The sequence below is a fragment of the Burkholderia sp. BCC1047 genome, assembly GCF_902833155.1.
Lineage (GTDB): Bacteria > Pseudomonadota > Gammaproteobacteria > Burkholderiales > Burkholderiaceae > Burkholderia > Burkholderia sola.
In genome coordinates this window covers 3697-29969 of the sequence record NZ_CADFEH010000001.1, presented here as the reverse complement: position 1 = coordinate 29969, position 26273 = coordinate 3697, and the positions used below count along the sequence as shown (strand labels likewise).

Below are 26273 nucleotides of genomic sequence, written 5' to 3'. Positions count from 1 at the left end.
CCTTTTCCAAGCCGCCGCGAACCAGAACAAAGTCACATGAAAGCAGGAAGCAAGGCCGCCACGTCCGACCCCCGCGCGCTTGCGTCCGACGCGCGGCGCAAATACGATCCCGAGCAAACCAAGCGCAACATCCTCGATGTCGCCACGCAGGAATTCTCCGCGATGGGCCTCGCCGGTGCGCGCGTCGACGCGATCGCCGAGCGCACGAACACGACGAAGCGGATGCTCTATTACTACTTCGAAAGCAAGGAAGGCCTGTACGAGGCCGTGCTGGAGAAGGTATACGGCGACATCCGCGCGCTCGAGCAGGAACTGCACGTCGGCGACATGGAGCCGCGCGAAGGCATGCGCCGTCTCGTCGAATTCACGTTCGACTATCACGACAAGCATCGCGATTTCGTCCGCCTCGTGTCGATCGAGAACATCCACGGCGCGAAGTATGTCGAACAGCTGAAGTCGTTCAAGAACCGCAACGTCAGCATCATCAAGACGCTCGAGGAACTGGTCGAGCGCGGCGCGGCCAGCGGCGTGTTCCGCAAGGACATCGACGCATTCGATCTGCACCTGCTGATCAGCTCGTTCTGCTTCCACCGCGTGGCGAACCGCTACACGTTCGGCGCTGCATTCGGCCGCGACCCGTCGGCACCGCGCCTGCGCGCGCGACATCGCGACACGATCGCCGACGCGGTGCTCCGCTACGTCGCCGCGTAAGCGGCGGCAGTCGCCGGCCGGGGCACGCGACATCCGCGCCCCGCGAACTTCATTCAGCACTTCAGCGCATCAGTCCGTCGGCGCGGTCGACGCCAGCGCGATCCGCGCCTTCTGTTCCGGGCTCCCCGCCACGTAATACTTCTTCGCCCAGCTCGAATCGGGCGCGAGCGCGAGCCGCGCATGCGTACCCGTGCCGTGCTGCTGCTTCGCATGGATCGCCAGCGCGCGGGCGCGGTAGTGCTCGTACAGCCGCAGGAATTCCGCGAGATAGATCGCCGCGATCCGCTTGTCGCGGATCTCGAGCAGGTTCTCGTCGTTGTACTGCTCGGAATTGCGGCTCATGTTCGCCGAACCCGTATAGACGACCGGATGCGCGCCTTCCGCATCGATCACGATGAACTTGTGATGGATCACGACGGGCGGGAAAGCCGGCGCCGGTTCGCCCGGGAACAGCCGCAACTCCGGCTCGAAACCCTGCGGCACAGTGGCCGGCGAGAAATACGACGCGTCGATCACGTCGTGGTTGTCGCGGCTGCGGTGGTACAGCTCGAGGTTCGCGAGCGTCGCCGCATCGAGCGTCTGGCCGTCGTGCTGCGCGGTATCGGCCTTCGTCGCGCTGCCGACGCTGATCTTGTTCACGAGGCCGAACATCATCAGCCCGCGGTCGCCGGCCGCGAAACACGCGTCGCGCAGCGCCGCGTCGGTCGGCATGAACAGGCAGAACGACACCGAATGCTTCGCGGCCGCGATCGCGGCGACGATCGTATCGATCTCGGTACGCTGCCCCGCCGGCTCCGGCGAGTACGCGACGCGCACCTGCGCGCTGCCGATCGTCATCGGCGCCGACCAGCCCGGCGACAGCCGCGCGGTCTCCGCAATCGACGGATTCCCGGCCAGCGCATGCGCGCGCTCGTTGTACAGCGCGGCGAGCGCAGGCGAGTCGAACGCATGCAGCACGTTGGCCTGCTCGGTCAGCCCCTCGGTCGTGAAGTTCGCGGAGCCGGTCAGCACGCGCGCGGGCGCCGGGTTCGACGGCGCATCGGTCACGATGAACTTGTCGTGCATGATGTGCGTCTTGTCGCGCGGCGCGCGCGTCGCGAGGCCCTGCAGCGCATCGACGGCCGGCTGGTTCGGCGACGGCAGCGGCGGCTTGCCCTTGCGCGCCGTCGTGTGCGCGTCGTAGACGATCGCGAGCGACGCTTCGCCGTGCTGGCGGCCGAACGCGTCGAACGCGGGCAGCGCCCACAGCGTGTCGGTCAGGTGATAGACGGCCGACACCGCGCGCGATGCCGGATCGAGCATCTGCGCGAACACCTGCTCCATGTCGTTCGCGAGCCACGTGCGCAGCTTCAGCGCCTGCGCGGCGCTCGGCGCCTCGTTCGGCGCGAGGCCGAGCGCCGCGACCTGCTTCGCGAACGCCTGCGAGCTGACCACCGCACGGTTGAACCACGTGCCGATGCCGTCCTCGACGTGCGCGGGCAGCACGACGTCGCACACACCGGCTTGCGCGTCGAGCACCTGCAGGTTCGCCGGCGTGCCGACGACCGGATAGACGTCGTAGCGGAACGACGCACCGCGGTCCTGCGGATCGATGCGCGCGTCCCACCACATGAATTTCTGGATCGGCGCCTGATCGGTCGGCGCATCGCCCTGCGTGTCGGCGGCCGGGCCGTCGAACGTCAGGCGGTTGGGCAGCCAGCTGTCCGGCGCACGCGTCTTGCCGTCGGCCGACCAGAAACCCGGCGTGCGCCGGATCGCGAAGCCAAGGAAATCGGACCGCGACGCCGCATCGGGCCAGTCGAAAGCCAGCAGGACCAGGGTGGGGGAAAGATAGCTGCGCACGCTGACGGTCATTCGTTGCTCCCTGGCCCGGCGGCCGGTCGAGATGAATGCGTCAGTCTTGATGGCGGTTCTTCCCGCGCGATGACCGTTCGATGAACCTTGTATGTCGGACGCGCGTCAGTCGCACACGAGCAGCTCAATCCCGCGCGCCGTCAGCGCGCGGCGCACGGCCTTGTCGGGTGCGCGTTCGGTCACCAGATAGCGGGCGGCGGACGTGCCGTTGATCCGCACCGGCGTCACGCGGCCGAATTTCGAATGGTCGGCGACGATGATCGCCGTGCCCGCCGCCGCGATCATCCGGCTGCGCACTTCGGCCGCGAGCCGCGAGTAGTCGGTGCACTCGCCGTCGGGCGTGATGCCGCCGGCGCCGACGAACGCGAAATCGACGTGGTATTGCGCGAGCTGGTGGATCGTGTCGAGCCCGAACGTTGCGTCCTCGTCGTCGGACAGCTCGCCGCCGAGCAGCGTCACGCGGTTGCCGTTGCGCCGCGCGAGCACGAATGCGGTGCGCCAGTCGTTCGTGTAGATCGACAGCCGGTGCCGGTCGGCGAGCGCCAGCGCGACCGCGTGCGGCGTGCTGCCCGAATCGATCAGCACCGATGCGTCGTCGGGCACGAATTCGGCCGCGCGCCGCCCGATCGTGCGCTTCGCGTCGGCGTTCGCGGCTTCGCGCTCGGACAGGCTCGGCTCCCGGCGATCCGCAGCCAGCGCGCCGCCATGCGTCATCACGAGCAGGCCGCGCGCGGCCAGCGCGTTCAGGTCGCGCCGCACGGTTTCGCGCGACACGTCGAGCGAACGGACAAGCTCCGCGACCGACAGCGCGCCCGAGCGTCCGAGCGCCGACAGGATGTATTGATGACGTTGTTCCGCCAGCATCGCGTGTGCGCCCGAGGCGACTGGTAATGGGTAAGCCGGCCATTGTATTACGGACGTTTGACGACCATTTGACCGGGCCGGGTAACACGGCCGGGCGGCGGCCGCGCGCGTTGCCCGAAAGCGAAATTCTGTATTGCCCGGCGCGCGCGAATCCGCGCGGCGCCGGTTGCTACACTTTGCGCTTCGCCGAACGACCGACCAAGACCGACCAATAAAGGGGCTCGCGCCATGTATCGCAAAGGCAGTGTGATCGAAATCCAGTTTCCGCCGGAACGCCTCAACGACGCGGCAGGCGATCCGTACTGGATCGACCTGACGCTCGACGAAGCGCGCCGGCTCTACGAACAGCTCGCCGCGCGCTTCGCGACCGACGCGCGCGCCAACCAGCCGCTCGATACGTTCTCGATCGACTGAGCGTCGCTGCTGCACGCCCATCCGCGCAGCGCCGCGCACCGGCGCGCGATGACCGCCGGCCCGCTCACGCGCCGCGCGGCATGAGTGCAGGATTCGACAAGACGCCAGCGCCGCTTCGGTCGATACTGGCCGACTTCCCGGTTCCGTCCGGCCGCGTCGCGGCCCGTCATGCATGCTCAACTCGATCGTCGCCGCCGTTTTCGTCGCGCTCTGGTCCACCGGCTTCATCGTTGCGCGGGCAATCAAGCCCTACGCCGATCCGAACCTGTTCCTGCTCGCGCGCTTCGCGGGCACGGCCGTGCTGTTCGGCGTGGTGGCGCTCGCCGCGCGCGCGCCGTGGCCGGCCCGCCGCGAATGGCCGCGCCACCTGATCGCCGGCGCGCTGCTGCAAGGCGTCTATCTCGGCGCGAGCTACTGGGCCGTCGCGCAAGGGTTGAATGCGGGCGTGATGGCGCTGCTCGGCGCGCTGCAGCCGCTTGCCACCGCCGTGCTCGCGGTTCCGCTGTTCAGCGAACGTCTGCCCGCGCGCGGCTGGCTCGGGATGGCGCTCGGGCTGGCCGGCGTCGCGCTCGTGCTCGCGCCGAAAGTCACCGGCGGCGTCGCGCCGCCGCCGGGCGCCGCGCCTGCGTGGCTCGTCGTCACCGTGTCGGTCCTGGCGGTCGGGTCGATCACCGCCGGCTCGCTGTACCAGAAAGGCAAGCTCGCGCAGAGCGACCTGCGCACGGCGGTCGCCGTGCAGAACTTCGGCGCGGCGATCGTCGCGGCCGTCTTCGTCGTGCTGCTCCACGAAACCCGCTGGATCGACGCACCGGCGCTGTGGGTGTCGCTCGTGTGGGGCGTCGTGTTCCTGTCCGGCGGCGCGGTCACGATGCTGATGTGGATGCTGCGGCACGGCAATGCGGCGCGCGCGACGTCGCTGCTGTTTCTCGCGCCGCCGCTGGCCGCGCTGCAGGGCTACGCGCTGTTCGGCGAAACGCTCGCGACGATCCAGCTCGCCGGCTTCGCGCTCGCGCTGGTGGGCGTCGTGCTCGCGCGGCGCTGACGGGCGAAGACGCACGCGGGATCGAGCGGCCACGCCATCATCGGGCCTCCATCCCTCCTCGCTGAAGCCGCGCGCACGGCCGCCCTTCGCGCGGCATCTCCTGCACCCGCCCGGCGCACCGCGCACCACGGCGATGCGGCGCGTCTCGCCGATGCAACGCGAAACCGCCGGAAACGCAGGCCCGGCGCGGCGGCGCGCCGCGATTGCGCTTATGATGAGCGCCTTGCATTTCGTCCCGGAACTTCCCTCATGACATCCGCCGATTACGCCAGCCGCCAACGCGCGATCATTGCCGAACTGAACGTCGCCCCGCACTTCGACGCCGAGGCCGAAATCGACCGCCGCGTCGATTTCCTCGCGCAGTACCTTCGTTCGACCGGCCTGCGGACCTACGTGCTCGGCATCAGCGGCGGCGTCGATTCGTCGACGGCCGGCCGGCTGGCGCAACTCGCGGTCGAACAGCTGCGCGCCGGTGGCTACGACGCACGCTTCATCGCAATGCGCTTGCCGAACGGCGTGCAGAACGACGAAGACGATGCGCAGCGCGCGCTCGCGTTCGTGCGCGCGGACGAGGTATTGACGGTCGACGTGAAGCCGGCCGCCGATGCGATGCTCCGTTCGCTGGTCGCGTCCGGCCACGCGTTCGAAAACCCCGCGCAACAGGATTTCGTGCACGGCAACATCAAGGCGCGCGAGCGCATGATCGCGCAGTACGCGGTGGCCGGCGCGCGGCGCGGCATCGTGATCGGCACCGACCACGCGGCCGAATCGCTGATGGGTTTCTTCACGAAGTTCGGCGACGGCGGCGCGGACATCCTGCCGCTCGCGGGCCTGAGCAAGCGCCGCGTGCGCGGCGTGGCACGCGCGCTCGGCGGCGACGAGCTGATCGTGATGAAGGTGCCGACGGCCGACCTCGAGGAACTGCGCCCGCTGCGCCCCGACGAGCACGCGTATGGCGTGACCTACGACGAGATCGACGATTTCCTCGAAGGCAAGCCGGTCGCCGACCGCGTCTACGAAACGGTGCTGCGCTTCTACGACGGCTCGCGCCACAAGCGCGCGCTGCCGTACACGATGTTCGACTGGCCGGCCGCATAAGCCGGCCGCCCGGCTACCGGCACACCGCCGCGCGCACCGTTACGGCTGCGCGCGGCACATCGGCGCCGGGCAACGCTATGCGTTCCCGCCCGTCTTCTTCGCCTGCAGCGCACGAATCCGCAGCCGCGCGCCCGTATCGCTGACCGTCGCGTCGTACATCGTCGCGAGGTCGCGCTTGAGCGCGGTGCGCGAGCCGCCGTCGAGATACACCATATGCCCCGACGGGTAGAACCGCGCGGACAGGTTCTGCCGCACCTTCTGGTCCTCCAGCGGCATCTGCTGCAGATCGATCACGGTCTGGTAGAACGGCGTGACGAAATCGTAGAGGCCGTTCGCCGACAGCACCTTCAGGTCGACGTTCAGCGCCATCACCGCGGCGAGATCGCCGGCCGTGTAGAGGATCACGTTCCCCTGCGCATCGATGCCCTGCTGCGCGCCGGTCGGGTCGATGTGGCTGAAATCCCAGTTCTTGAAGGCCTGGTCGTTCAGGTCCGTGAACGCCGAGTTCGACGTGAACTTCAACTGCTCGTTCAGGTAGCTGTTCCACATCGCCGTGTAGACGCCCGTCACGGCCGTCATCGTCGGATCGTTGCCGCCCGAATTCGGGTCGATCTTGCCGGCGATGCCCGACGAAATCCCGGTCACGCGGCCGTCGTACGAACCGAGCGCGAGCCCCTGCGCATGCAGCAGCGTCGTCAGGAACAGCGAATTGCCGCGCGTGTCGTAGCCGGCGATGTCGAGCCCCCACGATTGCAGCGTCGCCGTATCGATGCCCGTGTATTCCGACAGCTTCTGCACGGTGGCCGGGTTCGCGTGCGGCACCGCGCGCAGCGCGCTCAGGTAGTCGGTGCGCGCGAACTGCGCGACTTCCTCGACGAACGCGCCGAGATCGCTCGGCGCCGGCTTGATGCCGAGCTTCTTGTGATACCACGCGTCGGCCGCGGCGGTCGGCAGCGCGCCGACCGGATTGCCGGCCTGCCGGTAGTCGAGGATCGACGACTGCAGCGTGACGCCGTTCAGGTCGACGCCGTCCTCGTGCAGCTTGTACGCGAGCACGCAGCTGCGCGCGGTGCCGTACGATTCGCCGAACAGGTATTTCGGCGAATTCCAGCGGTTGTTCTTCGTCAGGTAGCGCTTGATGAACTGCTTCAGCGAATTCGCATCTTGGTCGACGCCCCAGAAGTCGCGGTTCTTGTTCGGCGCGACGGCCGCCGAATAGCCTGTGCCGACCGGGTTGATGAACACCAGATCGCTGTGGTCGATCATGCTGTCCGGGTTGTCCTCGATCTGGTACGGCGCGGGCGGCGTGAAACCCGGCATCGACGTCTTGATACGCTTTGGCGCGAACGAGCCGAGCAGCACGAACACCGACGACGAACCGGGCCCGCCGTTATAGAAGAACGTCACGGGCCGCGTTTCCTCTTTCGCGCCGTCGGCCGTGAACGCGACGTAGAAAATCTTCGCGGCCGGCTGCGAACTGCTCGGATCGACCGTCACCAGGTGGCCGACCGTCGCCGTGTACGCGATGCGCTTCCCGTCGATCAGGATCGTGTGGTGCGTGATCGCGGCCGCCTCGGTCGTGTCGGTCACCGAGTCGTCGGGGCCGTTGCCGTACGCGACCGGATCGAAGAACGGCTGGTCGCGGCCGTGGCTCAGCGCGACCGGGTTGATGGTCGGCGGCACGCCATGCGAATTGTGGTCGCCGTGATGCAGCGGATACACGCCGCCGGAAGATGCGGAATCGATGCCCATCGTGCTGCTCCTGGAGGTGAAAAAAGACGCGGGCAGACCACCCGCGTCGAACGGAAAGGCGTGCGCCGGCGCGTCAGCTCGCCGGCTTGCGCGCGAGGATCGCGGCGAGTTGCGCACCGTTCGGGCTGCCGAGGCCCGTGCACGCGTCCCAGCCGGACGCGGCCGCATACGTGCCGTTCGATCCTTTCGTGATGTCGCGCAGCGCGCCCGGATGCTTGTACAGCACCGGATTGATCCAGCCGGCCGGCGCGCCGGCCGCCGCATTGATCCGCGCGATCAGCGCGGCCCACAGCGGTGCGACCGCGCTCGTGCCGCCCATCACCGAAGGCGTGCCGGCGACCGACACTTCGTAACCCGTCTGCGGCGACGCGTCGCCGGCCACGTCCGGCACGCCGCGCTTTGCGAGCGGCGTGGTGGTGCCGTCGGCGCGCGCGACCTTCAGCCCCTGCTGCCATGCCGGCAGGTCGAACAGCGAACTGACGCCGCCGCCGCCCGCCCCGCCGCCGGAGGCCTCGTCGTTCCACGTAACCTCGCTGCGAATGCCCTGCCCGGGCAGCGCGTCGAGCTGCGTGCCGCCGCAGCCGAGCACGTACGGGCTCGACGCGGGGAAATCGACGTGATCGGCGCCATCCTGCAGCCCGTCGCCCGAGCCGCTGTCGCCCGATGCCGCGCAGACGGTGATGCCCTGCGCGGCGGCCGCCTGCAGCACGCGGTTGAACGCATGGGCGGATTGCGCCTGCCAGATCGCTTCCGGGCCGCCCCAGCTGATCGAGATCACGGAAGGCCGATTGGTCTTGTCGGTGACGGCCGCGTTGACGGCCTGGATGAAGCCCGCGTCGCTGTTCGGCGCGAAGTAGACGGCGATCTTCGCGGCCGGGGCGATCGCGCCGGCGATCTCGATGTCGAGCGCGACTTCGCCGTCCGGGCCGTTCGGCTCGCCGGTCGGTGCGTTGCGGCCGGTGCCGACGTTCACGTCGACGAGCGTCGGCGGCGTCGTGATCCCGAGCCCGCGGAAGTACTGCTGGATGTCGGCCGCGCGATAGCCGCCGCCGAGTTCGATGATCGCGATGCATTGCCCGGCGCCGTCGCCGGTAGGGAAACCGTATAGCGAAGCGAGCTGCGGCGGCGTAAACGTCACGGCCGTGGCGCCGCGCGCCGGCCTGAACGGCGGGCGGATCCGAAAATGCGGCCGCGCCTGCGGCCGGCTGTCGAGGCCGAGCACGGCCGTCACCGCATCGCCGAGCTCGTCGGGCAGCGCGATCGGCCCCGAGCGGCCGCGATACTGGCCGATCGCCCGATGCTCGAAACGCTCGAGCTTCACGCTGAAGGCGGCTTCGAACTGCGCGATCGTGCCGGACACCACGACGACGCTTTCGACCGGGTCGACACGATCAACCGTTAGTTGGTGACGGTGCGCGAAGTCCTCGGTCTTGCGGATGTCGTCGGGATTGGCGGAGAAACGCTGCGCGAATGCGTCGCGCGACAGCGGTTTCGCGCCGGCGTCGCCGCTGGCGAGCTGGTGGACCAATGCATCGAGTTGCCCTTCTTCCTGCCGCCGCAACATGATCGTGACGTGGATGCGTTCTGCCGGATCGCACTGGCCGAGACATTTGGACTCGGCGACGATACGGGGTTCACGGTCGGCTTGAAGATGCCTTGCCATGTTCAGACCCTCCTTGGTACCGCGTTGCACGGAACAGCCAGGAAATCGGACATAGCCCGCGGAAGACGGTTCCGTTCGGTCAGTCGATTCGCGACGGCGCGTTTGCGACGGCGCGAAGGTAGAGGAAGTTTAGAACAGTCAGACGATTTGCGCGCACACCCTTCTGCGGCAAGCGTGCGCGCGAAGGCCGGCATCGCGCGCGGCCTGTGTCGATTCGCGCATGGCGCGCCCGCACGGCCTGCCTACCCGCGCGGCGGCCATGCGGCGGCGCTCGGTCTCAGTCCATCGACAACCGCAGCGCAAAGCCGATCAATGCAGCGGAAAAGGTCCAGCGCTGCACCGTCTGCGCGAGCGGATGCGCGCGCATCCACGCCGCGATGCGCGACGCGCCGAACACGCACGCGAGGTCGAAGCACACGCCGGCCGCCACCAGCAGCGCGCCGAGCGCGAACATCTGCCAGACGACCGGCCCGGCCTCGGGCCGCACGAACTGCGGCAGCAGCACCGAGCAGAACAGCAGCGCCTTCGGGTTCAGCAGGTTGGTCAGCAGCCCCTTCACGAACGATTGCCGCAACTCGCCCGCCGCCGCGTCGCCGTCGCCGAGCGCGAACACCGGCGAGCGGAACACCTGGATCGCGACATACGCGAGATAGCACGCGCCGCAGTAGCGGATCACCTCGTACAACCAGGGCGCGCTGCGGATCAGCGCCGCGACACCGCACGCCGACAGCGTCACGTGCGCGGTGCGCGCGAGCGACAGGCCGGCCGCCGCGGCCATCCCCGGCCGCACGCCGCGGCCGATGCTGGTCTGCAGCACGAGCGCCATGTCGGGCCCGGGCACCGCGTAAATGGCCGCCAGCGCGGCGAGATAAATCAACAGCAAATGCGTGGAAATCATGGTCTGCCCCCGTCCTTCAATGACGATATGTTGCCGTTGAAGGCGGAGGGATTATTGGCCAACTTTGGCTCAGGAATGGCGATTCATAGGGGAATCCGCCACAATCACGAAATCGCAAAAAGGATTCCACCAACATGACCGAGCTCGACAAAACCGACCGCGCAATCCTCGCCGCGGTGCAACGCGACGGCCGCCTGCCGATCGCACGGCTCGCCGAATCCGTCGGCCTCTCGGAGACGCCGTGCGCGCGGCGCCTGAAACGTCTGGAAAACGACGGCTACATCGAGCGCTATCGCGCGCAGCTGTCACGCCAGGCGTTGGGCTTCGGCGTGGTCGCGTTCGTGCTCGTGCGGTTCGCGACGCACGACCGCAAGGTCGCCGACCGGTTCGAACGGGAAGTGCTCGGCATCGAGCGGATCCTCGCGTGCCACAACGTCGCGGGCACGGCCGATTACCTGCTGCAGGTGGTCGCGCGCGACCTCGACGACTACGGCACGTTCCTGCGCGATTCGCTGCGGATGCTGCCGGGCGTGACGTCGATCGAATCGGCGCTGTCGTTGCGCGAGGTGAAGCACGACGCCGGGTTGCCGCTGCCGTGACGCACGCCGGGCCGACAAGCCGCCCGCGCGCAACGCTTGTTCACATTGTCGGCCGCGCCGGCGTCACACCACGTCGGGCGACTGATGCGCGCGTTCGAGATCCTCGAGAAACGCTTCGACGACCGGATCGCCGCGCCCGTCGCGCGCCACGACCATGTGGAACGTGACTTCATAGTGCAGCTGCTCGGGATTGAGCGGCGCGAGCAGCCCCTGCGCGACATACGGCGCCGCGAAGTGCTGCGGCAGGTAGCCGAGGTGATGACCGGACAGGATCAGCAGCGCGACGGCCTCCATGTTGTCGGCGGTCGCGGTCACGCGGTCCGGCGTCGTCGACATCTGCGCCTCCGGCAGCGGATACGAGCGCCAGGCCCACTCGAAGCCGGCGACGTCGGCCGGCGTCAGCGTGCCGGCGCGTTCGAACAGCGGATGGCCGCGGCCGCAGTACGCGACCTGCCGCTCGATGAACAGCGGCGTGTAGTGCAGCGTCGGCACGCGATGCCAGAAATAGCCGACCGCGATCTGGATCTCGTTGCTCAGCAGCTTTTCCTCGAGATCGCCGGGCGCGCGCACCGAAATCGAGAAGCGCACGGCCTCGTCGCGCGTGCGGAACGCGGCGATCGCCTCGGCGATCCGCGCGTTCTGGCTGACCGGCGTATGGCCGATCAGGCCGATGTTCAGCGTGCCGACCAGCTGGCGGTCCATGTGCCGCGCGGCCATCCCGAATTCGTCGAGCGCCGCGAGCAGCTTGCGGCTCATCGCGTGGAACCGCTCGCCCTTCGGCGTGAGCCGGAAGCCGCTGCGGCCGCGCTCGCAGAGCCGGTAGCCGAGCCGCGTCTCGAGCGACGACAGCTGCGCGCTGATCGTCGACTGGCCGACGTTCAGCATCGCCTGCGCGGCCGACACGCCGCCCGCGTCCGTGACCGCGAGAAACACGCGGATCAACCGTAGATCGAGGGTCGACAGATTCCCCAGCACGTTCATCCCCTTCCATACATCGATGAAGATCGATGTTTACGTCGATATCTTCGCATTCTTCTTTCCCGGCAGAGCGCGTAAAACTGTGCGCCAGGCCGCGTCGCATGATACGGCACCCCCATACCGGAAGAGACGACCCCATGAACGACCCCATCCATTTCCAGCCGCTCGGCGGCAATGAAATGCCGCGCTCCGGCGGCATCGCGACGATGATGCGCCTGCCGCACGTGTCGAGCGCCGAAGGCCTCGACGCCTGTTTCGTCGGCGTGCCGTTCGATCTCGGCACGTCCAACCGCACCGGCGCGCGCTTCGGCCCGCGCCAGATCCGCACCGAATCGGTGCTGCTGCGCCCGTACAACATGGCCACGCGCGCGGCGCCGTTCGATTCGCTGCAGATCGCCGATATCGGCGACGTCGCGATCAACCCGTACAACCTGCACGATTCGATCGCCCGCATCGAAGCCGCGTACGACGCGATTCTCGAGCACGACTGCAAGCCGATCACGCTCGGCGGCGACCACACGATCGCGCTGCCGATCCTGCGCGCGATCCACCGCAAGCACGGCAAGGTTGCATTGATCCACGTCGATGCACACGCCGACGTGAACGACACGATGATGGGCGAAAAGATCGCGCACGGCACGCCGTTCCGCCGCGCGGTCGAGGAAGGGCTGCTGCACGGCGACAAGGTCACGCAGATCGGCCTGCGCGGCACCGGCTACGCGGCCGAGGATTTCGACTGGTGCCGCGAGCAGGGCTTCCGCGTGGTCCAGGCCGAGGAATGCTGGAACAAGTCGCTCGCGCCGCTGATGGAAGAAGTGCGTGCGCGCATCGGCGACACGCCCGTCTACATCACGTTCGACATCGACGGCATCGACCCGGCCTACGCGCCGGGCACCGGCACGCCGGAAATCGCGGGCCTCACGGTGCCGCAGGCGCTCGAGATCATCCGCGGCGCGAAGGGGCTGAACATCGTCGGCTGCGATCTCGTCGAAGTCGCGCCGCCGTACGACCCGTTCGGCACCACCGCGCTGCTCGGCGCGAACCTCGCGTACGAGCTGCTGTGCGTGCTGCCGGGCGTCGCGTATCGCGACTGACGACCGATCCCGCTACACGACCTATTCCAAATCAGAGGATTCCAGAGGAGCACACATAAACATGGGGACTTCCGTCAAGCAACCGAAGCGGGCGGCGCTCGCTTCGTTCGTCGGCACCACGATCGAGTGGTACGACTTCTATAGTTATGCGACCGCCGCCGCCATCGTGTTCGGGCCGCTGTTCTTTCCCGGCGAAAACCGTTTCATCAGCCTGCTCGCGTCGTTCGGCTCGTTCGCGGTCGGCTTCTTCGCGCGGCCGCTCGGCGGCGTGATGTTCGGCTATCTCGGCGACCGCTTCGGCCGCAAGCGGTCGCTGCTCGCGACGCTGATGCTGATGGCCGTGTCGACGGTCGCGATCGGCCTGCTGCCCACGCATGCGCAAGCCGGCGTGATCGCACCGATCCTGCTCGTGCTGATGCGCGTGCTGCAAGGCATCGCGGTCGGCGGTGAATGGGGCGGCGCGGTGCTGCTGGCCGGCGAGCATGCGCCCGAAGGCAAGCGCACGTTCTTCGCGTCGTTCGCGCAGTTGGGCAGCGCGAGCGGCCTGATCCTGTCAATGCTCGCGTTCGGCGCGATCAGCACGCTGTCGAAGGACGACATGATGAGCTGGGGCTGGCGCGTGCCGTTCCTCGCGAGCTCCGTGCTGCTGATCGTCGGCTTCGTGATCCGGGCGAGCGTGTCGGAATCGCCCGAGTTCGAGGAAGTCAGGAAGAGCGGCAACATCGCGCAAAAACCGCTGCGCGAGGCGCTCAAGGTCTGGCCGCTGCTGCTGCTCGCGATCGGCGCGAACGTGTACGGGATCGCCGGCGTGTATTTCAGCAACATCTTCATGATCAGCTACGCGACGCAGTTCCTGTCGCTCGACCGGTCGATGGTGCTGCATTGCATGACGATCGTCGCGGTGCTGCAGTTCGTCGTGCAGCTCGCGGCCGCGTTCCTCGCGCAGCGCTTCGGCACCACGCGCGTACTGCTGATCACCGGCGCCTGGGCGATGATCGTCCCGTTCGTGATGCTGCCGCTCGTGCACCTGGGCACGCCGGTGTCGATCACGGTCGGCGTCGGCCTCGCGACGCTCGCGGAATCGGGCTACTACTCGGTGGTAGCAGGCTTCGTCAGCGGCATCTTCGTCGCGCGGATCCGCTATACGGCAATCTCGATCGCGTACCAGGTGTGCGGCGCGCTCGCCGGCGGCCTCACGCCGCTCGTCGCGACCATCATCGCGCAGAACACCGCGCCGCAATGGTGGCCGCTCGCGCTCCAGTACACGAGCGCCGCCGTGCTGTCGTCGCTGTGCGTGTGGTTGATCTCGCGCCGCGTCAGCATCGATGATGCGGGTGCGCCCGGCAAGACGGACGACGCGCTGCCGCGCGGCACGCGCACCGCGCACCGCGCACCGCGCACCGCGTAGCGCGTAGCGCGTAGCGCGTAGCGCGTAGCGCTCGACGCGTAGCGCCTGTCGCACATGCATGCATGACGTAAAACGACCCGCTTTCGCGGGTCGTTTTCTTTGCCGCCCGATCGATGATCGACGATCGGCGACCGCTACCGCCCTGCATTCGCTGCGTGGTTACCGCACCTGGCTACGCAACGTCTTCGCCGCGGCAACCATGTTCGTCAGCGCCGGAATCACTTCCGCCCACTGACGCGTCTTCAGCCCGCAGTCCGGGTTCACCCACAGACGTTCCGCCGGAATCCGCTCGGCCGCCTTCCTCATCAGCCCGACGATATGATCCTGCGTCGGGATGTTCGGCGAGTGAATGTCGTACACGCCCGGCCCGATTTCATTCGGATACTTGAAGGTGTCGAACGCATCGAGCAACTCCATGTCGGAGCGCGACGTCTCGATCGTGATCACGTCCGCGTCCATGTCGGCGATCGACGCGATGATGTCGTTGAACTCCGAATAGCACATGTGCGTGTGGATCTGCGTATCGTCCTGCACGCCGTTCGCGGTGATGCGGAACGACTCGACCGCCCACTTCAGGTAGTCGCTCCATTGCGCGCGGCGCAACGGCAGCCCTTCGCGCAGCGCGGCTTCGTCGATCTGGATCACGCGCACGCCGGCCTTCTCGAGATCGAGCACTTCGTCGCGAATCGCCAGCGCAAGCTGGTAGCACGACACCGAGCGCGGCTGGTCGTCGCGCACGAACGACCAGTTCAGGATCGTCACCGGGCCGGTCAGCATGCCCTTCATCGGCTTGTCCGTCAGCGACTGCGCATAGGCGATCCATTCGACCGTCATCGCCTTCGGGCGGCTGATGTCGCCGAACAGGATCGGCGGCTTCACGCAGCGCGAACCGTACGACTGCACCCAGCCGAACTGGCTGAACGCATAGCCGTCGAGTTGCTCGCCGAAGTATTCGACCATGTCGTTGCGCTCGGCTTCGCCATGCACGAGCACGTCGAGTTCGAGCGATTCCTGTTCGCGCACGCTGCGTTCGATCTCGGCCTGCATCGCCGCGCGATAGCCGGCTTCGTCCAGCGCGCCGGCCTTGAACCGGCTGCGCGCCTGGCGGATGTCGGCGGTCTGCGGGAACGAGCCGATCGTCGTCGTCGGGAACGCCGGCAGGTTCAGGCGCGCCGACTGCTTCGATGCACGCTGCGTATACGGGCTCGCGCGGTTGCCGAGCGGCGCGTCGATGCGCGCGAGCGCGGCCTTCACCGCCGGGTTGTTCACGCGCGGCGAGCGGCGCCGCGAATCGATCGCGGCGGCATTCGCGGCGAGCGCGTCGGCCACCTTGTCGCGGCCTTCGTTCAGTGCGGTCGCAAGCACCTTCAGCTCGTCGAGCTTCTGCAGCGCGAACGCGAGCCACGAGCGGATTTCCGCGTCGAGCTTCTCTTCCCTCGCGAGATCGACCGGCACGTGCAACAGCGAGCATGACGGCGCGAGCCACAGCCGGTCGCCCAGTTGCTTCGCGAGCGGCTCGAGCCAGTCGAGCGCGGCGTTCAGGTCGGTCTTCCAGATGTTGCGGCCATTGATCGCGCCGACCGACAGCACGCGCTCCGGCGGCAGTTCGCGCACCAGCGCGTCGACTTCGTCGCTTGCGTTGATCGCGTCGATATGCAGACCGTCGACCGGCAGCGACGCCGCGAGCGTCAGGTTGTCCTGAAGCTGGCCGAAGTACGTGGCGAGCAGCAGCTTGATGCGGCGCGTTTCCAGCGCCTCATACGCGATGCGGAATGCCTGGCGCCATTCGGCATCGAGCTCGGTCACGAGAATCGGTTCGTCGATCTGCACCCATTCGACACCCTGCGCGGTCAGCGTGTCGAGCAGCGCGCCGTACACCGGCAGCAGCTTCGGCAGCAGCGCGAGGCGGTCGGAATCGTCCTTCGCCTTGCCGAGCCACAGGTACGTGACGGGGCCGAGAATCACCGGTTTCGCATTCACGCCCTGCGCGGTCGCTTCGGCGAGTTGCTGGAGCAGGCGCGACGGATCGAGCGAGAAATTCGTGTCCGCATGGAACTCCGGCACGATGTAGTGGTAGTTCGTATCGAACCACTTCGTCATTTCACCGGCCGCGACCCCGCCGCAGCACGCGGCGTGCTCCTCCGTCGACTGCGCCGAACGGCCGCGTGCGACGCGGAAATAATTGTCGAGCGCATCGCCGTGGAAATCCTGCACGCGCTTCGGCAGGTTGCCGAGCGTGAAGCTCATGTCGAGCACCTGGTCGTAGAACCCGAAGTCGCCGATCGGCGCGAGATCGAGATCGCGCTGGTCGTGCCAATGACGCCGGCGCAACTCGGCGCCAAGCGCCTTCAGTTCGTCGCGCGACGATTCGCCCTTCCAGTAGCGTTCGAGACCGAACTTGAGTTCGCGCTTCGCGCCGATGCGCGGAAAACCGAGGTTGTGTGTCGTGACCATGAAGCTGCCGTCCAGAAGAAAGTGTAGATCCGGCAGCCATCATAGGGATTTCAAACCATGAAATAAAATGGCATTATTTCATTAATCCATTAACATTTTTCATGCATCTGCCCGATGCACGCAATCCATGCTGGAACGATTCCATCTCGTCGTCATACGTGAAGTCGAGCGCCAGGGCTCGCTGACCGCGGCGGCCAATGCGCTGCACCTCACGCAATCGGCGCTCAGCCACACCGTCAGGAAAGTCGAGCAGCAGCTCGGCACGGCGATCTGGGACCGCGAAGGTCGCGGCCTGCGGCTCACGCAGGGCGGGCACTATCTGCTGAAGCTGGCGAACCGGCTGCTGCCGCAGTTCGAGCTCGCCGAGGAGCGGATGAAGCAGTACGCGAAGGGCGAGCGCGGCACGCTGCGCATCGGGATGGAGTGCCACCCGTGCTACCAGTGGCTGCTGAAGGTCGTGTCGCCGTACCTGTCGCGCTGGCCCGACGTCGACGTGGACGTGAAGCAGCGCTTCCAGTTCGGCGGCATCGGCGCGCTGTTCGGCTACGACATCGACGTGCTCGTGACGCCCGATCCGCTGAACAAGCCGGGGCTGCGCTTCGATCCGGTGTTCGACTACGAACAGGTGCTGGTGGTCGCGGATTCGCACCGGTTCGCGAACGTCGACTACGTGATGCCCGAGCAACTGACCGACGAGATCCTGATCACGTACCCGGTCGAAACCGACCGGCTCGACATCTACAACCAGTTCCTGACGCCGGCCGGCATCGTGCCGCGGCGGCACAAGTCGATCGAGACGACCGACATCATGTTGCAGATGGTCGCGAGCGGGCGCGGCGTGGCCGCGCTGCCGCGATGGCTCGCCGACGAATACGCGGACCGGATGCCGGTCGTGCCGGTCAAGCTCGGCAAGAACGGCATCGCGAAGCAGATCTTCCTCGGCATCCGCGAAGCGGACGCAGCGATCGACTATCTGGCCGCGTTCGTCGCGCTGACGCGCGAATCGACGTGGAGCGCGCCGCGCATGCTGCGCTAAGCGCGTGCGGTTGCCCCCCGCATCAGGCGGCGCGCAGGCCGGCGCGTTCGCCGCGCTCGACCCACGCGCCGAACAGCAGGCCGATCGTCGTCCACATGATCACCTGCATGCCGATGGCCGCCACGCGGAACTTCCACAGCAAGGCCGCCGGGAAATCGGCGGGCAACTCGCTGACCGACGGCAGCCCGATCTGCACGGCCGCGATGATCGCGACGAACACGAGCCCGGCGACGATCGATGCGTTCCACGGGCCGAGCTTCGCCAGCAGATGGCGGCGCACGCTGACCGAGAACACCATCGTCGCGACCGAGATCGCGATCATCAGGAAGAACAGCCCCGTGCGATAGCCGATCGTGTCGGGGTCGCCGACCGACGGCGGATTGGCCGGGTACTTGAGGTTCGGCACGATCACGAGCGCGACGAACGCCGCCACCGCGAGCCACGCGGCCAGCGGCCGTGCCGGCAGGCGACTGCCGCGTCCGTATGCATACGCGAACACCAGCGAGAACAGCCCGCCGAATGCCGCGCCGTAGGTCACGACGCCCGTCAGCAGCCCGAGGCCGGCCTGCGTGTGGCGGCTGACCAGCTCGGGTTCCGGCGCCTCACCTTGAGCGGCGGCGGTTTTTTCTTCGACGGAGATCGCCTGATCGACTTGCGGTTCGCCGACGATCCTGGCGAAACCGAACGTCAGGAGGCCCGCGGCGATGCCTGCGAGCATCCCGCGCATGAGCAGCTTTCCGACCATCGTAGGCTCCGCGTCAGTGGCAGGGAAAGCCGAGCAGATGGCGGCCGTCGTGGACGAATTCGTGGACATACATGCCCGGCACGAGCGACGTCGCGCCCTGTTCCGCACCGACGAAATACAGCGCGAGCAGCAGGATCAGGCCGACGAACACGGCCCACGGCAACAGCTCACGGACGGGGATGGGTGCCGGCACGACGGCCGACTTCAGCACTGCTTCGCTCATGAATGCACCTCAGGGGAATCGCGCCCCGACAAATGATGGATGGGTACGAAGGCAGGTCTGGCTTCCGGGATCGTCGATTCCCCGGTTACAGTGGCGCGACCGCGCCGGAATTGCACCGGCTTCCGCGCTTCGTATCGGGCGAATTGTACGCGCGAACGTTCGCGTATTGAAGCGATGACACACGGGTAAGCGCGTCCCGCTCCGGATCATCCGACAACCGACATGACCAAACCTGCCTCGCTCTGCCTGATCGCACACGCATCGACCCGCGCGATGCGCACCGGCACGTTTCCCGACGACGACCTGCTCGACGCGCACGGGCTCGCCGAAGCCGCTGCGCTGCGCGGCCGGTTGACGGGCGCTGCCGGCTCGCTCGTGCTGTGCAGCCCGGCACGCTGCGCAACGCAGACCGCCGATGCGCTCGGGCTGCACGCCGACATCGACGACGCGCTGCGCGACATCGACTACGGCAATTGGCGCGGCAAGCGGCTGCACGATCTCGCCCGCGACCTGCCCGACCAACTGGCCGCGTGGATCGGCACGCCGTCCGCGTCGCCGCATCGCGGCGAATCGTTCGACGCCGCCGCGCATCGGGTCGGCACATGGTTGAGTACGCTGCCGACCGATCGCGATGTCGTCGCGATCACGCATGCGCCGATCGTCCGCGCGGCCATCGCGCACGTGCGGCGGATGAGCCTCGAGGCCGCCGCGCGTGTCGACGTCGCGCCGCTGTCGTGCACGACGTTCGTCGCGTCGCCGAGCGGCTGGACGTTGGCCGCGACGGCCGCCAACGTGCGCGACACCGGCGCGTAAACTCACTGTCCTGCTCACTATGTGAGCGAACGATGCGCGCCGACGCGTCGCATGTCACCGCTCGCCTTACATCCCGTAAGACACACCGTTCGTCATCCCGACTGTCATCAAACTGACTGCTAGCCGCAGCTAGGATCGGACGCGGTTCCCTCACGAGATGCCGTCATGAATCAACCTGCTTCATCCGCCCCGAACAATCCGGGCTCCGTCGCACGCACCCGGCAGATCGGCTATGCCGCGTTCCTGCTGGTGCTCGTGCTCGGCGCCGTCTATATCGCCACGCACCTGATCGACGATCTGGCGCCGGTCCGCGAAGGGACGCTGTTCCCGTACCTGCTGCTCGGTGCCGCGCTGCTGATCGCGCTCGGCTTCGAATTCGTCAACGGCTTCCACGACACCGCGAATGCGGTCGCGACCGTGATCTATACGCACTCGCTGACGCCGAACGTCGCGGTGATCTGGTCGGGCATGTGGAACTTCCTCGGCGTGATGGTCTCGAGCGGCGCCGTCGCGTTCGGGATCCTGCAGTTGCTGCCGGTCGAGCTGATCCTGCAGGTCGGCAGCGGCTCGGGCTTCGCGATGGTGTTCGCGCTGCTGATCGCCGCGATCGTCTGGAACCTCGCGACCTGGTATTTCGGGTTGCCGTCGTCGAGCTCGCATACGCTGATCGGGTCGATCATCGGCGTCGGGCTGATGAACCAGCTGCTGCACGGGCCGTCCGGCACGAGCGGCGTCGACTGGGGCCAGGCGCTCGGCGTCGGCAAGTCGCTGCTGCTGTCGCCGATCGTCGGCTTCCTGTGTGCGTCGCTGCTGCTGCTCGTGCTGAAGGCCGCCGTGCGGATTCCTGAGTTGTACAAGGAGCCGCCGAAGGATCAGCCGCCGCCGTTCTGGATTCGCTGCCTGCTGATCCTCACCTGCACCGGCGTGTCGTTCGCACACGGGTCGAACGACGGACAGAAAGGGATGGGCCTCATCATGCTGATCCTGATCGGCACGGTGCCCACCGCGTATGCGCTGAACAAGGCCGTCACGCCCGCCGAATCGCAGACCTTCGTGGCGGTCGCGAACCAGGCGGCCGCGACGTTCGGGAAATACACGAACGGCGTCGCGCCGTCCGCGAACCCGCGCGCCGATGTCGAGCACTACGTGCAGCATCGCGAACTGACGCCCGCCGTGCTGCCGGCCGTCGCGCAGTTGTCCACGTCGCTTGCGACCGCCGTCGGCGCGTCGGGCTCGATGGCGGCCGTGCCGCAGCGCGACGTCGACAACGTGCGCAACACGATGTATCTGGTGTCCGAAGCCATTCGTCTGATGGAGAAGTCGGGCCAGCCCGCGTTCGCCGCCGACGACAAGCTCGCGATCGACAACTATCGCAAGCAGCTCGACCACGCGACGAAGTTCATTCCGACGTGGGTGAAGGTCGCCGTCGCGATCGCGCTGGGTCTCGGCACGATGGTCGGATGGAAGCGGATCGTCGTGACCGTCGGCGAAAAAATCGGCAAGCAGCATCTGACGTACGGACAGGGCGCATCGGCCGAACTGGTCGCGATGCTGACGATCGGCGCCGCCGACATGTACGGGCTGCCCGTGTCGACGACCCACGTGCTGTCGTCGGGTGTCGCGGGCACGATGGCGGCGAACGGCTCCGGGCTGCAATGGAGCACGGTGCGCAGCCTCGTCCTCGCATGGGTGCTGACGCTGCCGGCGTCGATCGCGCTGGCGGCTGGGCTTTACTGGTTGTTCCGGTCGCTGGCGTGATCGTGTACGCGGCGGGGGGCGGGCGATAGCCGGCTCCCTGCTGCGGTAGGTTGGATGTGGCGTTCGCTGCCGCTCCGCTTCTCCGCCTTTCCGCTTCCCTCGCCGCTCCGGCCCGTCGCCACATTCGGTGTGCCGATGCCGCGCCTTCAACGTTTCCCCGTTTCCTCGCCGGAATTAAAGCGCAAGATCTGGAGCGTGCCGGCGCCCGGACGCCGCTAGACTGGGTTCGTCAACTTTCGTCGTGGATTCGACCGTGCGCGACCGCACGGCGCCACACCGCCGATGCCCCGAGGTACGCCCGTGAACATTGCCGATCTGCCCCCTGCCGTCGAACCGCCGGACATCGCGCAACGCGTCGACTCTCTCGACTGGCCAGGCGTCGATGCCGAGCTCGATCGCTACGGTTGCGCGCGCGTGCCGGGCCTGATGTCGGCAAGCGAGTGCGATGCACTCGCGTCGTTCTATCCCCGCGATGCGCTCTATCGTTCACGTGTCGTGATGGCGCGACACGGCTTCGGCCGCGGCGAGTACAAGTATTTCGCGTATCCGCTGCCAGCGATCATCGCCGAGTTGCGCACGACGATCTACCCGCATCTCGCGCCGATCGCGAATCGCTGGAACCAGGCACTCGGGATCGACATCCGTTATCCGAAAGACCATGCGACGTTCCTCGATCACTGCCACGCGGCGGGACAGACGCGACCGACGCCGCTGATCCTGCAATACGGCGCCGACGACTACAACTGCCTCCATCAGGACCTGTATGGCGAGCACGTGTTTCCGCTGCAGGTCGCGATCCTGCTGTCGGCGCCGGGCCGCGATTTCAGTGGCGGGGAGTTCGTGTTGACGGAACAGCGGCCACGCATGCAGTCGCGTGCGGAAGTGGTGCCGCTGACGCAAGGCGACGCAGTGATCTTCGCGGTACACGGTCGGCCCGTGCAGGGAACCCGCGGCGTCTATCGCGTCAACCTGCGCCACGGCGTGAGCCGGATCCGAAGCGGCCATCGCCACACGGTCGGCATCATCTTCCATGACGCGCAGTAGCGGGAGCGGGGACAGCTGCGCTGCTGCCGCGCCACGTATTGCGCATTGCATTCATGCTCGTCTCGGCACCGCATGCCATCGTGAGGAAAGCGGTCCAACCGAGCATGGCCGGCCAGAACACCGCTCGCCCGCGGCGACCGAAGACCGATTGCGCTGACCGTCAAGCGATCGCGGTCGCAATGAATCAGCGCTTCCAGTGAGCACGACGAAACACGCTTACTCACCTGTCGCCCCGCCAACATGATTTGCAGTCCAGCCTATCCTCGCGCCACGCTGGCCCGCAGCCGGTCGCCGGCATCGAGCGCCAGCCGTGCGTACCCCGGCAACGTCAGCAGCGCGAGCACGCCGGCCGCGACGAACGCCCAGCGGAAATCGTCGAGCACGTAATGCATGCCGGCCGCGTCGCCGCGCCCCCATGCCGCGAGCCGCAGCGACAACGCACCGAACGCGATCCCCATCCCGATCGTCATCTGCTGCGCGGCGCTCCACAGCGTGCTGGCCGCGCTCGTCTGCTGAGCCGGGATATCCGCATAAGCCAGCGTCGCAAGCGTCGTGAACTGCATCGACCGCGTGAGCCCGTAGACGAATACGACGAGCAGCGTGATCGCCAGCGGCGTCGACGCGGTCAGCCAGCCGCATGCGATCGTGAAGATGCCGACGATCGTCACGTCGACGAGCGCAACGCGCCGAAAACCGTAACGGTCGAGGATCCACGACGTGCCCGCCTTCATCCCGAGATTGCCGAGCGCGCTCGCGAGCAGCAGCAGGCCTGACTGGAACGGCGACAGCCCGAAACCGATCTGGAACAGCAGCGGCAGCAGGTACGGGACGGCGTTGATCGCCATCCGCGTGATCGAGCCGGTGACGACCGTCACCGAGAATGTCGGCACCTTCAGCGTCGTGAAATCGAGCAGCGGATGCGCGCAGCGTCGCGCATGCAACCATGCGGCGATGCCGAACAACACGCTTGCGCCCACCAGGACAACCGCGCGCGTGAAGTCGACATCCTGCTGGCCGGCCGCTTCGGTGCCGATCAGCAGGCAGGTCAAGGCGCCGCCGGCCAGCACGAAGCCGACCCAGTCGAGCGGCCGTTGCTCGTCGGTCCGCGTATTCCGGACGATCAGCCAGGTACAAACGAGCGCGGCCAGGCCGAACGGGACGTTCAACAGGAAGATCCATCGCCACGATGCATAGGTCGTGATGAAGCCGCCGATCGGCGGCCCGACGACGGGCGCGACGATGCCCGGCCACGTGATCGTCGCGATCGCACGCATCAGCTTCGCCTTCTCGGTGCTGCGCACGACGATCATCCGCCCGACCGGCACCATCATCGCCCCGCCGACACCCTGCAGCAGCCGGGCAGCCGTGAACGACATCACGCCTTCGGACAGCCCGCACAGCACCGACGCACCGGTAAAGACGACGATCGCGCTCGCGAAGACGGTGCGCGAACCATAGCGATCCGCGATCCAGCCGCTGATCGGAATGAACACCGCCAGCGCCAGCATGTAGGCCGTCATCCCGAGGCTCAGTGCGTTCGGCCCCACGCCGAACGAGCGCGCCATTTGCGGTAGCGCGGTCGCGATCACGGTCGTGTCGAGATACTCCATGAAGAACGTCGCGGCGACGAGATACGGCAAGAAGTCGGTCGTCCGACCACCTTGGGCAGGGCTGTCAGTCATGAACGATGCGGGAGACGGAATGCAAAAAGCGCCGATCGCCGGCGGATGCAGGCAAGCACCCGGGAATCGGGACGAACGGTGATATTACCCCGAAGGGTTAGCTCCCCGCTCTGCCGCGCATGTTGCGCACGTCGCGCGAATGAACTTTATGCGCATAGATTTTTGTGAGGATTTCGCGCTGCGTTCGCCGAGCAATGTGCATGACGCGGTGCCTCGAGGAACGCGCAGATGCGGATATTTTTCGCCAGAAAGCGGCATTTATCGATCATTGTCGCTCAATATCGCGCATCATCGACCATCACAACATCGTCACCCGAAGTATGGCGTGGGACGGAATCGATCTGAAGATGGATGGGTCTGGTTGGCGGGAGGGGGCGAGAGATTAGACGGCACAACCGCGGAGTGCCCGAGAACGGCAGAGCGCTGAATGAGAGCTCGGCGCTGCGATGGATTGCGTAAGCGGAAAGCGGAGTAGCCTCGGTCACGCTTCGCCACATGCTTTTGGGGACGCCGAAATGCAAAAACCCCCGCCTGGTCGGGCGGGGGTTTCTGGCTTAGGGAGCCTGACGATTACCTACTTTCACACGGGAATCCGCACTATCATCGGCGTAGAGTCGTTTCACGGTCCTGTTCGGGATGGGAAGGGGTGGGACCGACTCGCTATGGTCATCAGGCAAAGAGGGTTGTTCTGCTGGCGTGGCCAACAGAACCAATCTTGGAAGAAGCAGTAATTAGGTTGTGTGTATCACACACGAGAATCCAACCGTCCGACGCGCTCTGTAGCGCGAAACAGACTTGTTATAGGATCAAGCCTTACGGGCAATTAGTATCAGTTAGCTGAACGCATTACTGCGCTTACACACCTGACCTATCAACGTCCTGGTCTCGAACGACCCTTCAAGGGGATCTAGTCCCCAGGGATATCTCATCTTAAGGCGAGTTTCCCGCTTAGATGCTTTCAGCGGTTATCTCTTCCGAACATAGCTACCCGGCGATGCCACTGGCGTGACAACCGGTACACCAGAGGTTCGTCCACTCCGGTCCTCTCGTACTAGGAGCAGCCCCCTTCAAATATCCAACGCCCACGGCAGATAGGGACCAAACTGTCTCACGACGTTTTAAACCCAGCTCACGTACCTCTTTAAATGGCGAACAGCCATACCCTTGGGACCGGCTACAGCCCCAGGATGAGATGAGCCGACATCGAGGTGCCAAACACCGCCGTCGATATGAACTCTTGGGCGGTATCAGCCTGTTATCCCCAGAGTACCTTTTATCCGTTGAGCGATGGCCCTTCCATACAGAACCACCGGATCACTATGACCTGCTTTCGCACCTGCTCGACTTGTCGGTCTCGCAGTTAAGCACGCTTATGCCATTGCACTATCAGCACGATTTCCGACCGTACCTAGCGTACCTTCGTACTCCTCCGTTACGCTTTGGGAGGAGACCGCCCCAGTCAAACTGCCTACCATGCACTGTCCCCGACCCGGATCACGGGCCAAGGTTAGAACCTCAAACAAACCAGGGTGGTATTTCAAGGACGGCTCCACCGAAACTAGCGTTCCGGTTTCATAGCCTCCCACCTATCCTACACAGATCGGTTCAAAGTCCAATGCAAAGCTACAGTAAAGGTTCATGGGGTCTTTCCGTCTAGCCGCGGGTAGATTGCATCATCACAAACACTTCAACTTCGCTGAGTCTCGGGAGGAGACAGTGTGGCCATCGTTACGCCATTCGTGCAGGTCGGAACTTACCCGACAAGGAATTTCGCTACCTTAGGACCGTTATAGTTACGGCCGCCGTTTACCGGGACTTCAATCAAGAGCTTGCACCCCATCATTTAATCTTCCGGCACCGGGCAGGCGTCACACCCTATACGTCCACTTTCGTGTTTGCAGAGTGCTGTGTTTTTATTAAACAGTCGCAGCCACCAGTTTATTGCAACCCCTTCACCCTCCTGGCGCAGGCCAGTCAAGCTACAAGGGCGTACCTTATCCCGAAGTTACGGTACCAATTTGCCGAGTTCCTTCTCCCGAGTTCTCTCAAGCGCCTTAGAATACTCATCTCGCCCACCTGTGTCGGTTTGCGGTACGGTCATCGTTAGACTGAAGCTTAGAGGCTTTTCTTGGAACCACTTCCA

At 66.3% G+C, this 26273-nt stretch carries 21 protein-coding genes, 2 rRNA genes and 1 riboswitch (1 of these 24 running past the window's edge); of the genes, 11 read left to right on the top strand and 12 right to left on the bottom strand.

Annotated features, from left to right (window positions below; genetic code table 11):
• The first annotated feature begins 36 nt into the window (after positions 1–36).
• Positions 37–711, top strand: coding sequence for a TetR family transcriptional regulator (locus HWX55_RS00130; protein ID WP_012339399.1), 675 nt, complete (start codon positions 37–39; stop codon positions 709–711).
• Positions 712–780: 69 nt separating this feature from the next.
• Here HWX55_RS00130 and HWX55_RS00125 read toward each other — a convergent pair whose 3' ends face one another.
• Positions 781–2565 (bottom strand): phospholipase D-like domain-containing protein, encoded by a 1785-nt coding sequence (locus HWX55_RS00125; protein WP_175972999.1) that lies wholly within the window; start codon positions 2563–2565, stop codon positions 781–783.
• Between the two features lie 105 nt (positions 2566–2670).
• Positions 2671–3429, bottom strand: coding sequence for a DeoR/GlpR family DNA-binding transcription regulator (locus tag HWX55_RS00120; RefSeq protein WP_175972997.1), 759 nt, complete (start codon positions 3427–3429; stop codon positions 2671–2673).
• Between the two features lie 228 nt (positions 3430–3657).
• Here HWX55_RS00120 and HWX55_RS00115 point away from each other — a divergent pair, with 228 nt between their 5' ends.
• The 3 genes from HWX55_RS00115 (at position 3658) to nadE (ending at position 5983) form a co-directional block, all read left to right on the top strand.
• Positions 3658–3843 (top strand): hypothetical protein, encoded by a 186-nt coding sequence (locus HWX55_RS00115; RefSeq protein ID WP_006480515.1) that lies wholly within the window; start codon positions 3658–3660, stop codon positions 3841–3843.
• A 172-nt stretch (positions 3844–4015) separates the two neighbouring features.
• Positions 4016–4885, top strand: coding sequence for a DMT family transporter (locus tag HWX55_RS00110; RefSeq protein WP_175972995.1), 870 nt, complete (start codon positions 4016–4018; stop codon positions 4883–4885).
• 249 nt (positions 4886–5134) lie between these two features.
• Positions 5135–5983 carry an ammonia-dependent NAD(+) synthetase gene (gene nadE, locus HWX55_RS00105; protein ID WP_175972993.1) on the top strand — a complete coding sequence of 283 codons (849 nt, stop codon included), beginning with the start codon at positions 5135–5137 and terminating at the stop codon, positions 5981–5983.
• Positions 5984–6058: 75 nt separating this feature from the next.
• Here the strand turns inward: nadE and HWX55_RS00100 are convergent, their stop codons facing one another.
• The 3 genes from HWX55_RS00100 to HWX55_RS00090 form a co-directional block, all read right to left on the bottom strand.
• The gene (locus HWX55_RS00100; protein ID WP_175972986.1) at positions 6059–7735 is read right to left on the bottom strand and encodes a peptidase S1; all 1677 of its coding nucleotides are present in this window, start codon (positions 7733–7735) and stop codon (positions 6059–6061) included.
• Positions 7736–7808: 73 nt separating this feature from the next.
• Positions 7809–9398 carry a S53 family peptidase gene (locus tag HWX55_RS00095; protein ID WP_175972984.1) on the bottom strand — a complete coding sequence of 530 codons (1590 nt, stop codon included), beginning with the start codon at positions 9396–9398 and terminating at the stop codon, positions 7809–7811.
• A 277-nt stretch (positions 9399–9675) separates the two neighbouring features.
• Positions 9676–10296, bottom strand: coding sequence for a LysE family translocator (locus tag HWX55_RS00090; RefSeq protein ID WP_175972982.1), 621 nt, complete (start codon positions 10294–10296; stop codon positions 9676–9678).
• Between the two features lie 134 nt (positions 10297–10430).
• On the opposite strand from HWX55_RS00090, the gene HWX55_RS00085 reads away from it, so the two are divergent.
• Entirely contained in the window at positions 10431–10895 is a 465-nt protein-coding gene (locus tag HWX55_RS00085; protein ID WP_175972980.1) for an Lrp/AsnC family transcriptional regulator, read from the top strand.
• Between the two features lie 63 nt (positions 10896–10958).
• Here the strand turns inward: HWX55_RS00085 and HWX55_RS00080 are convergent, their stop codons facing one another.
• Positions 10959–11876: a LysR family transcriptional regulator gene (locus HWX55_RS00080; RefSeq protein WP_175972978.1), complete on the bottom strand. Its 918-nt coding sequence runs from the start codon at positions 11874–11876 to the stop codon at positions 10959–10961.
• A gap of 134 nt (positions 11877–12010) precedes the next feature.
• On the opposite strand from HWX55_RS00080, the gene speB reads away from it, so the two are divergent.
• Positions 12011–12967, top strand: a complete 957-nt coding sequence (speB, locus tag HWX55_RS00075) for an agmatinase (RefSeq protein ID WP_050016317.1) — start codon at positions 12011–12013, stop codon at positions 12965–12967.
• 61 nt (positions 12968–13028) lie between these two features.
• Positions 13029–14375, top strand: a complete 1347-nt coding sequence (locus HWX55_RS00070; RefSeq protein WP_175972975.1) for an MFS transporter — start codon at positions 13029–13031, stop codon at positions 14373–14375.
• A gap of 159 nt (positions 14376–14534) precedes the next feature.
• On the opposite strand, the gene metE is transcribed toward HWX55_RS00070, so the two are convergent.
• Positions 14535–16829: a 5-methyltetrahydropteroyltriglutamate--homocysteine S-methyltransferase gene (gene metE / locus HWX55_RS00065; protein WP_175972973.1), complete on the bottom strand. Its 2295-nt coding sequence runs from the start codon at positions 16827–16829 to the stop codon at positions 14535–14537.
• 127 nt (positions 16830–16956) lie between these two features.
• On the opposite strand from metE, the gene HWX55_RS00060 reads away from it, so the two are divergent.
• Complete coding sequence (locus HWX55_RS00060; RefSeq protein WP_175972971.1) at positions 16957–17865, top strand: LysR family transcriptional regulator; 909 nt, start codon at positions 16957–16959, stop codon at positions 17863–17865.
• A gap of 22 nt (positions 17866–17887) precedes the next feature.
• Here HWX55_RS00060 and HWX55_RS00055 read toward each other — a convergent pair whose 3' ends face one another.
• Entirely contained in the window at positions 17888–18610 is a 723-nt protein-coding gene (locus HWX55_RS00055) for a CbtA family protein (protein WP_175972969.1), read from the bottom strand.
• Positions 18611–18623: 13 nt separating this feature from the next.
• The gene (locus HWX55_RS00050; RefSeq protein ID WP_175972967.1) at positions 18624–18833 is read right to left on the bottom strand and encodes a CbtB-domain containing protein; all 210 of its coding nucleotides are present in this window, start codon (positions 18831–18833) and stop codon (positions 18624–18626) included.
• Positions 18834–18865: 32 nt separating this feature from the next.
• Positions 18866–19009: riboswitch (cobalamin riboswitch) on the bottom strand.
• A gap of 46 nt (positions 19010–19055) precedes the next feature.
• Between HWX55_RS00050 and HWX55_RS00045 the strand changes: the two genes are divergently transcribed.
• The 3 genes from HWX55_RS00045 to HWX55_RS00035 all read left to right on the top strand — a co-directional run bounded on the left by HWX55_RS00045 (position 19056) and on the right by HWX55_RS00035 (position 22448).
• A complete protein-coding gene (locus HWX55_RS00045) occupies positions 19056–19646 on the top strand; it encodes a histidine phosphatase family protein (protein ID WP_175972965.1) in 591 nt (196 codons plus the stop codon).
• Between the two features lie 165 nt (positions 19647–19811).
• Complete coding sequence (locus HWX55_RS00040; protein ID WP_050016329.1) at positions 19812–21404, top strand: inorganic phosphate transporter; 1593 nt, start codon at positions 19812–19814, stop codon at positions 21402–21404.
• Positions 21405–21686: 282 nt separating this feature from the next.
• Positions 21687–22448 (top strand): 2OG-Fe(II) oxygenase, encoded by a 762-nt coding sequence (locus tag HWX55_RS00035; RefSeq protein ID WP_175972963.1) that lies wholly within the window; start codon positions 21687–21689, stop codon positions 22446–22448.
• A gap of 257 nt (positions 22449–22705) precedes the next feature.
• On the opposite strand, the gene HWX55_RS00030 is transcribed toward HWX55_RS00035, so the two are convergent.
• From HWX55_RS00030 to HWX55_RS00020, 3 genes are all read right to left on the bottom strand, one after another.
• Positions 22706–24130 (bottom strand): DHA2 family efflux MFS transporter permease subunit, encoded by a 1425-nt coding sequence (locus tag HWX55_RS00030; protein ID WP_175972961.1) that lies wholly within the window; start codon positions 24128–24130, stop codon positions 22706–22708.
• A gap of 561 nt (positions 24131–24691) precedes the next feature.
• A 5S ribosomal RNA gene (gene rrf, locus HWX55_RS00025) occupies positions 24692–24804 on the bottom strand.
• Positions 24805–24932: 128 nt separating this feature from the next.
• Positions 24933–26273, bottom strand: a 23S ribosomal RNA gene (locus tag HWX55_RS00020) (it continues 1569 nt past the right edge of the window).

Excerpts from the sequence above, each read along its gene's own strand:
- HWX55_RS00070 (WP_175972975.1), top strand. The coding sequence starts at position 13,029 with ATGGGGACTTCCGTCAAGCAACCGAAGCGGGCGGCGCTCGCTTCGTTC.
- speB (WP_050016317.1), top strand. The coding sequence starts at position 12,011 with ATGAACGACCCCATCCATTTCCAGCCGCTCGGCGGCAATGAAATGCCG.
- nadE (WP_175972993.1), top strand. The coding sequence starts at position 5,135 with ATGACATCCGCCGATTACGCCAGCCGCCAACGCGCGATCATTGCCGAA.
- HWX55_RS00115 (WP_006480515.1), top strand. The coding sequence starts at position 3,658 with ATGTATCGCAAAGGCAGTGTGATCGAAATCCAGTTTCCGCCGGAACGC.
- HWX55_RS00040 (WP_050016329.1), top strand. The coding sequence starts at position 19,812 with ATGAATCAACCTGCTTCATCCGCCCCGAACAATCCGGGCTCCGTCGCA.
- HWX55_RS00130 (WP_012339399.1), top strand. The coding sequence starts at position 37 with ATGAAAGCAGGAAGCAAGGCCGCCACGTCCGACCCCCGCGCGCTTGCG.
- metE (WP_175972973.1), bottom strand. The coding sequence starts at position 16,829 with ATGGTCACGACACACAACCTCGGTTTTCCGCGCATCGGCGCGAAGCGC.
- HWX55_RS00085 (WP_175972980.1), top strand. The coding sequence starts at position 10,431 with ATGACCGAGCTCGACAAAACCGACCGCGCAATCCTCGCCGCGGTGCAA.
- HWX55_RS00030 (WP_175972961.1), bottom strand. The coding sequence starts at position 24,130 with ATGACTGACAGCCCTGCCCAAGGTGGTCGGACGACCGACTTCTTGCCG.
- HWX55_RS00110 (WP_175972995.1), top strand. The coding sequence starts at position 4,016 with ATGCTCAACTCGATCGTCGCCGCCGTTTTCGTCGCGCTCTGGTCCACC.
- HWX55_RS00060 (WP_175972971.1), top strand. The coding sequence starts at position 16,957 with ATGCTGGAACGATTCCATCTCGTCGTCATACGTGAAGTCGAGCGCCAG.
- HWX55_RS00055 (WP_175972969.1), bottom strand. The coding sequence starts at position 18,610 with ATGGTCGGAAAGCTGCTCATGCGCGGGATGCTCGCAGGCATCGCCGCG.
- HWX55_RS00090 (WP_175972982.1), bottom strand. The coding sequence starts at position 10,296 with ATGATTTCCACGCATTTGCTGTTGATTTATCTCGCCGCGCTGGCGGCC.
- HWX55_RS00095 (WP_175972984.1), bottom strand. The coding sequence starts at position 9,398 with ATGGCAAGGCATCTTCAAGCCGACCGTGAACCCCGTATCGTCGCCGAG.
- HWX55_RS00120 (WP_175972997.1), bottom strand. The coding sequence starts at position 3,429 with ATGCTGGCGGAACAACGTCATCAATACATCCTGTCGGCGCTCGGACGC.
- HWX55_RS00045 (WP_175972965.1), top strand. The coding sequence starts at position 19,056 with ATGACCAAACCTGCCTCGCTCTGCCTGATCGCACACGCATCGACCCGC.
- HWX55_RS00080 (WP_175972978.1), bottom strand. The coding sequence starts at position 11,876 with ATGAACGTGCTGGGGAATCTGTCGACCCTCGATCTACGGTTGATCCGC.
- HWX55_RS00125 (WP_175972999.1), bottom strand. The coding sequence starts at position 2,565 with ATGACCGTCAGCGTGCGCAGCTATCTTTCCCCCACCCTGGTCCTGCTG.
- HWX55_RS00035 (WP_175972963.1), top strand. The coding sequence starts at position 21,687 with ATGCCCCGAGGTACGCCCGTGAACATTGCCGATCTGCCCCCTGCCGTC.
- HWX55_RS00050 (WP_175972967.1), bottom strand. The coding sequence starts at position 18,833 with ATGAGCGAAGCAGTGCTGAAGTCGGCCGTCGTGCCGGCACCCATCCCC.
- HWX55_RS00100 (WP_175972986.1), bottom strand. The coding sequence starts at position 7,735 with ATGGGCATCGATTCCGCATCTTCCGGCGGCGTGTATCCGCTGCATCAC.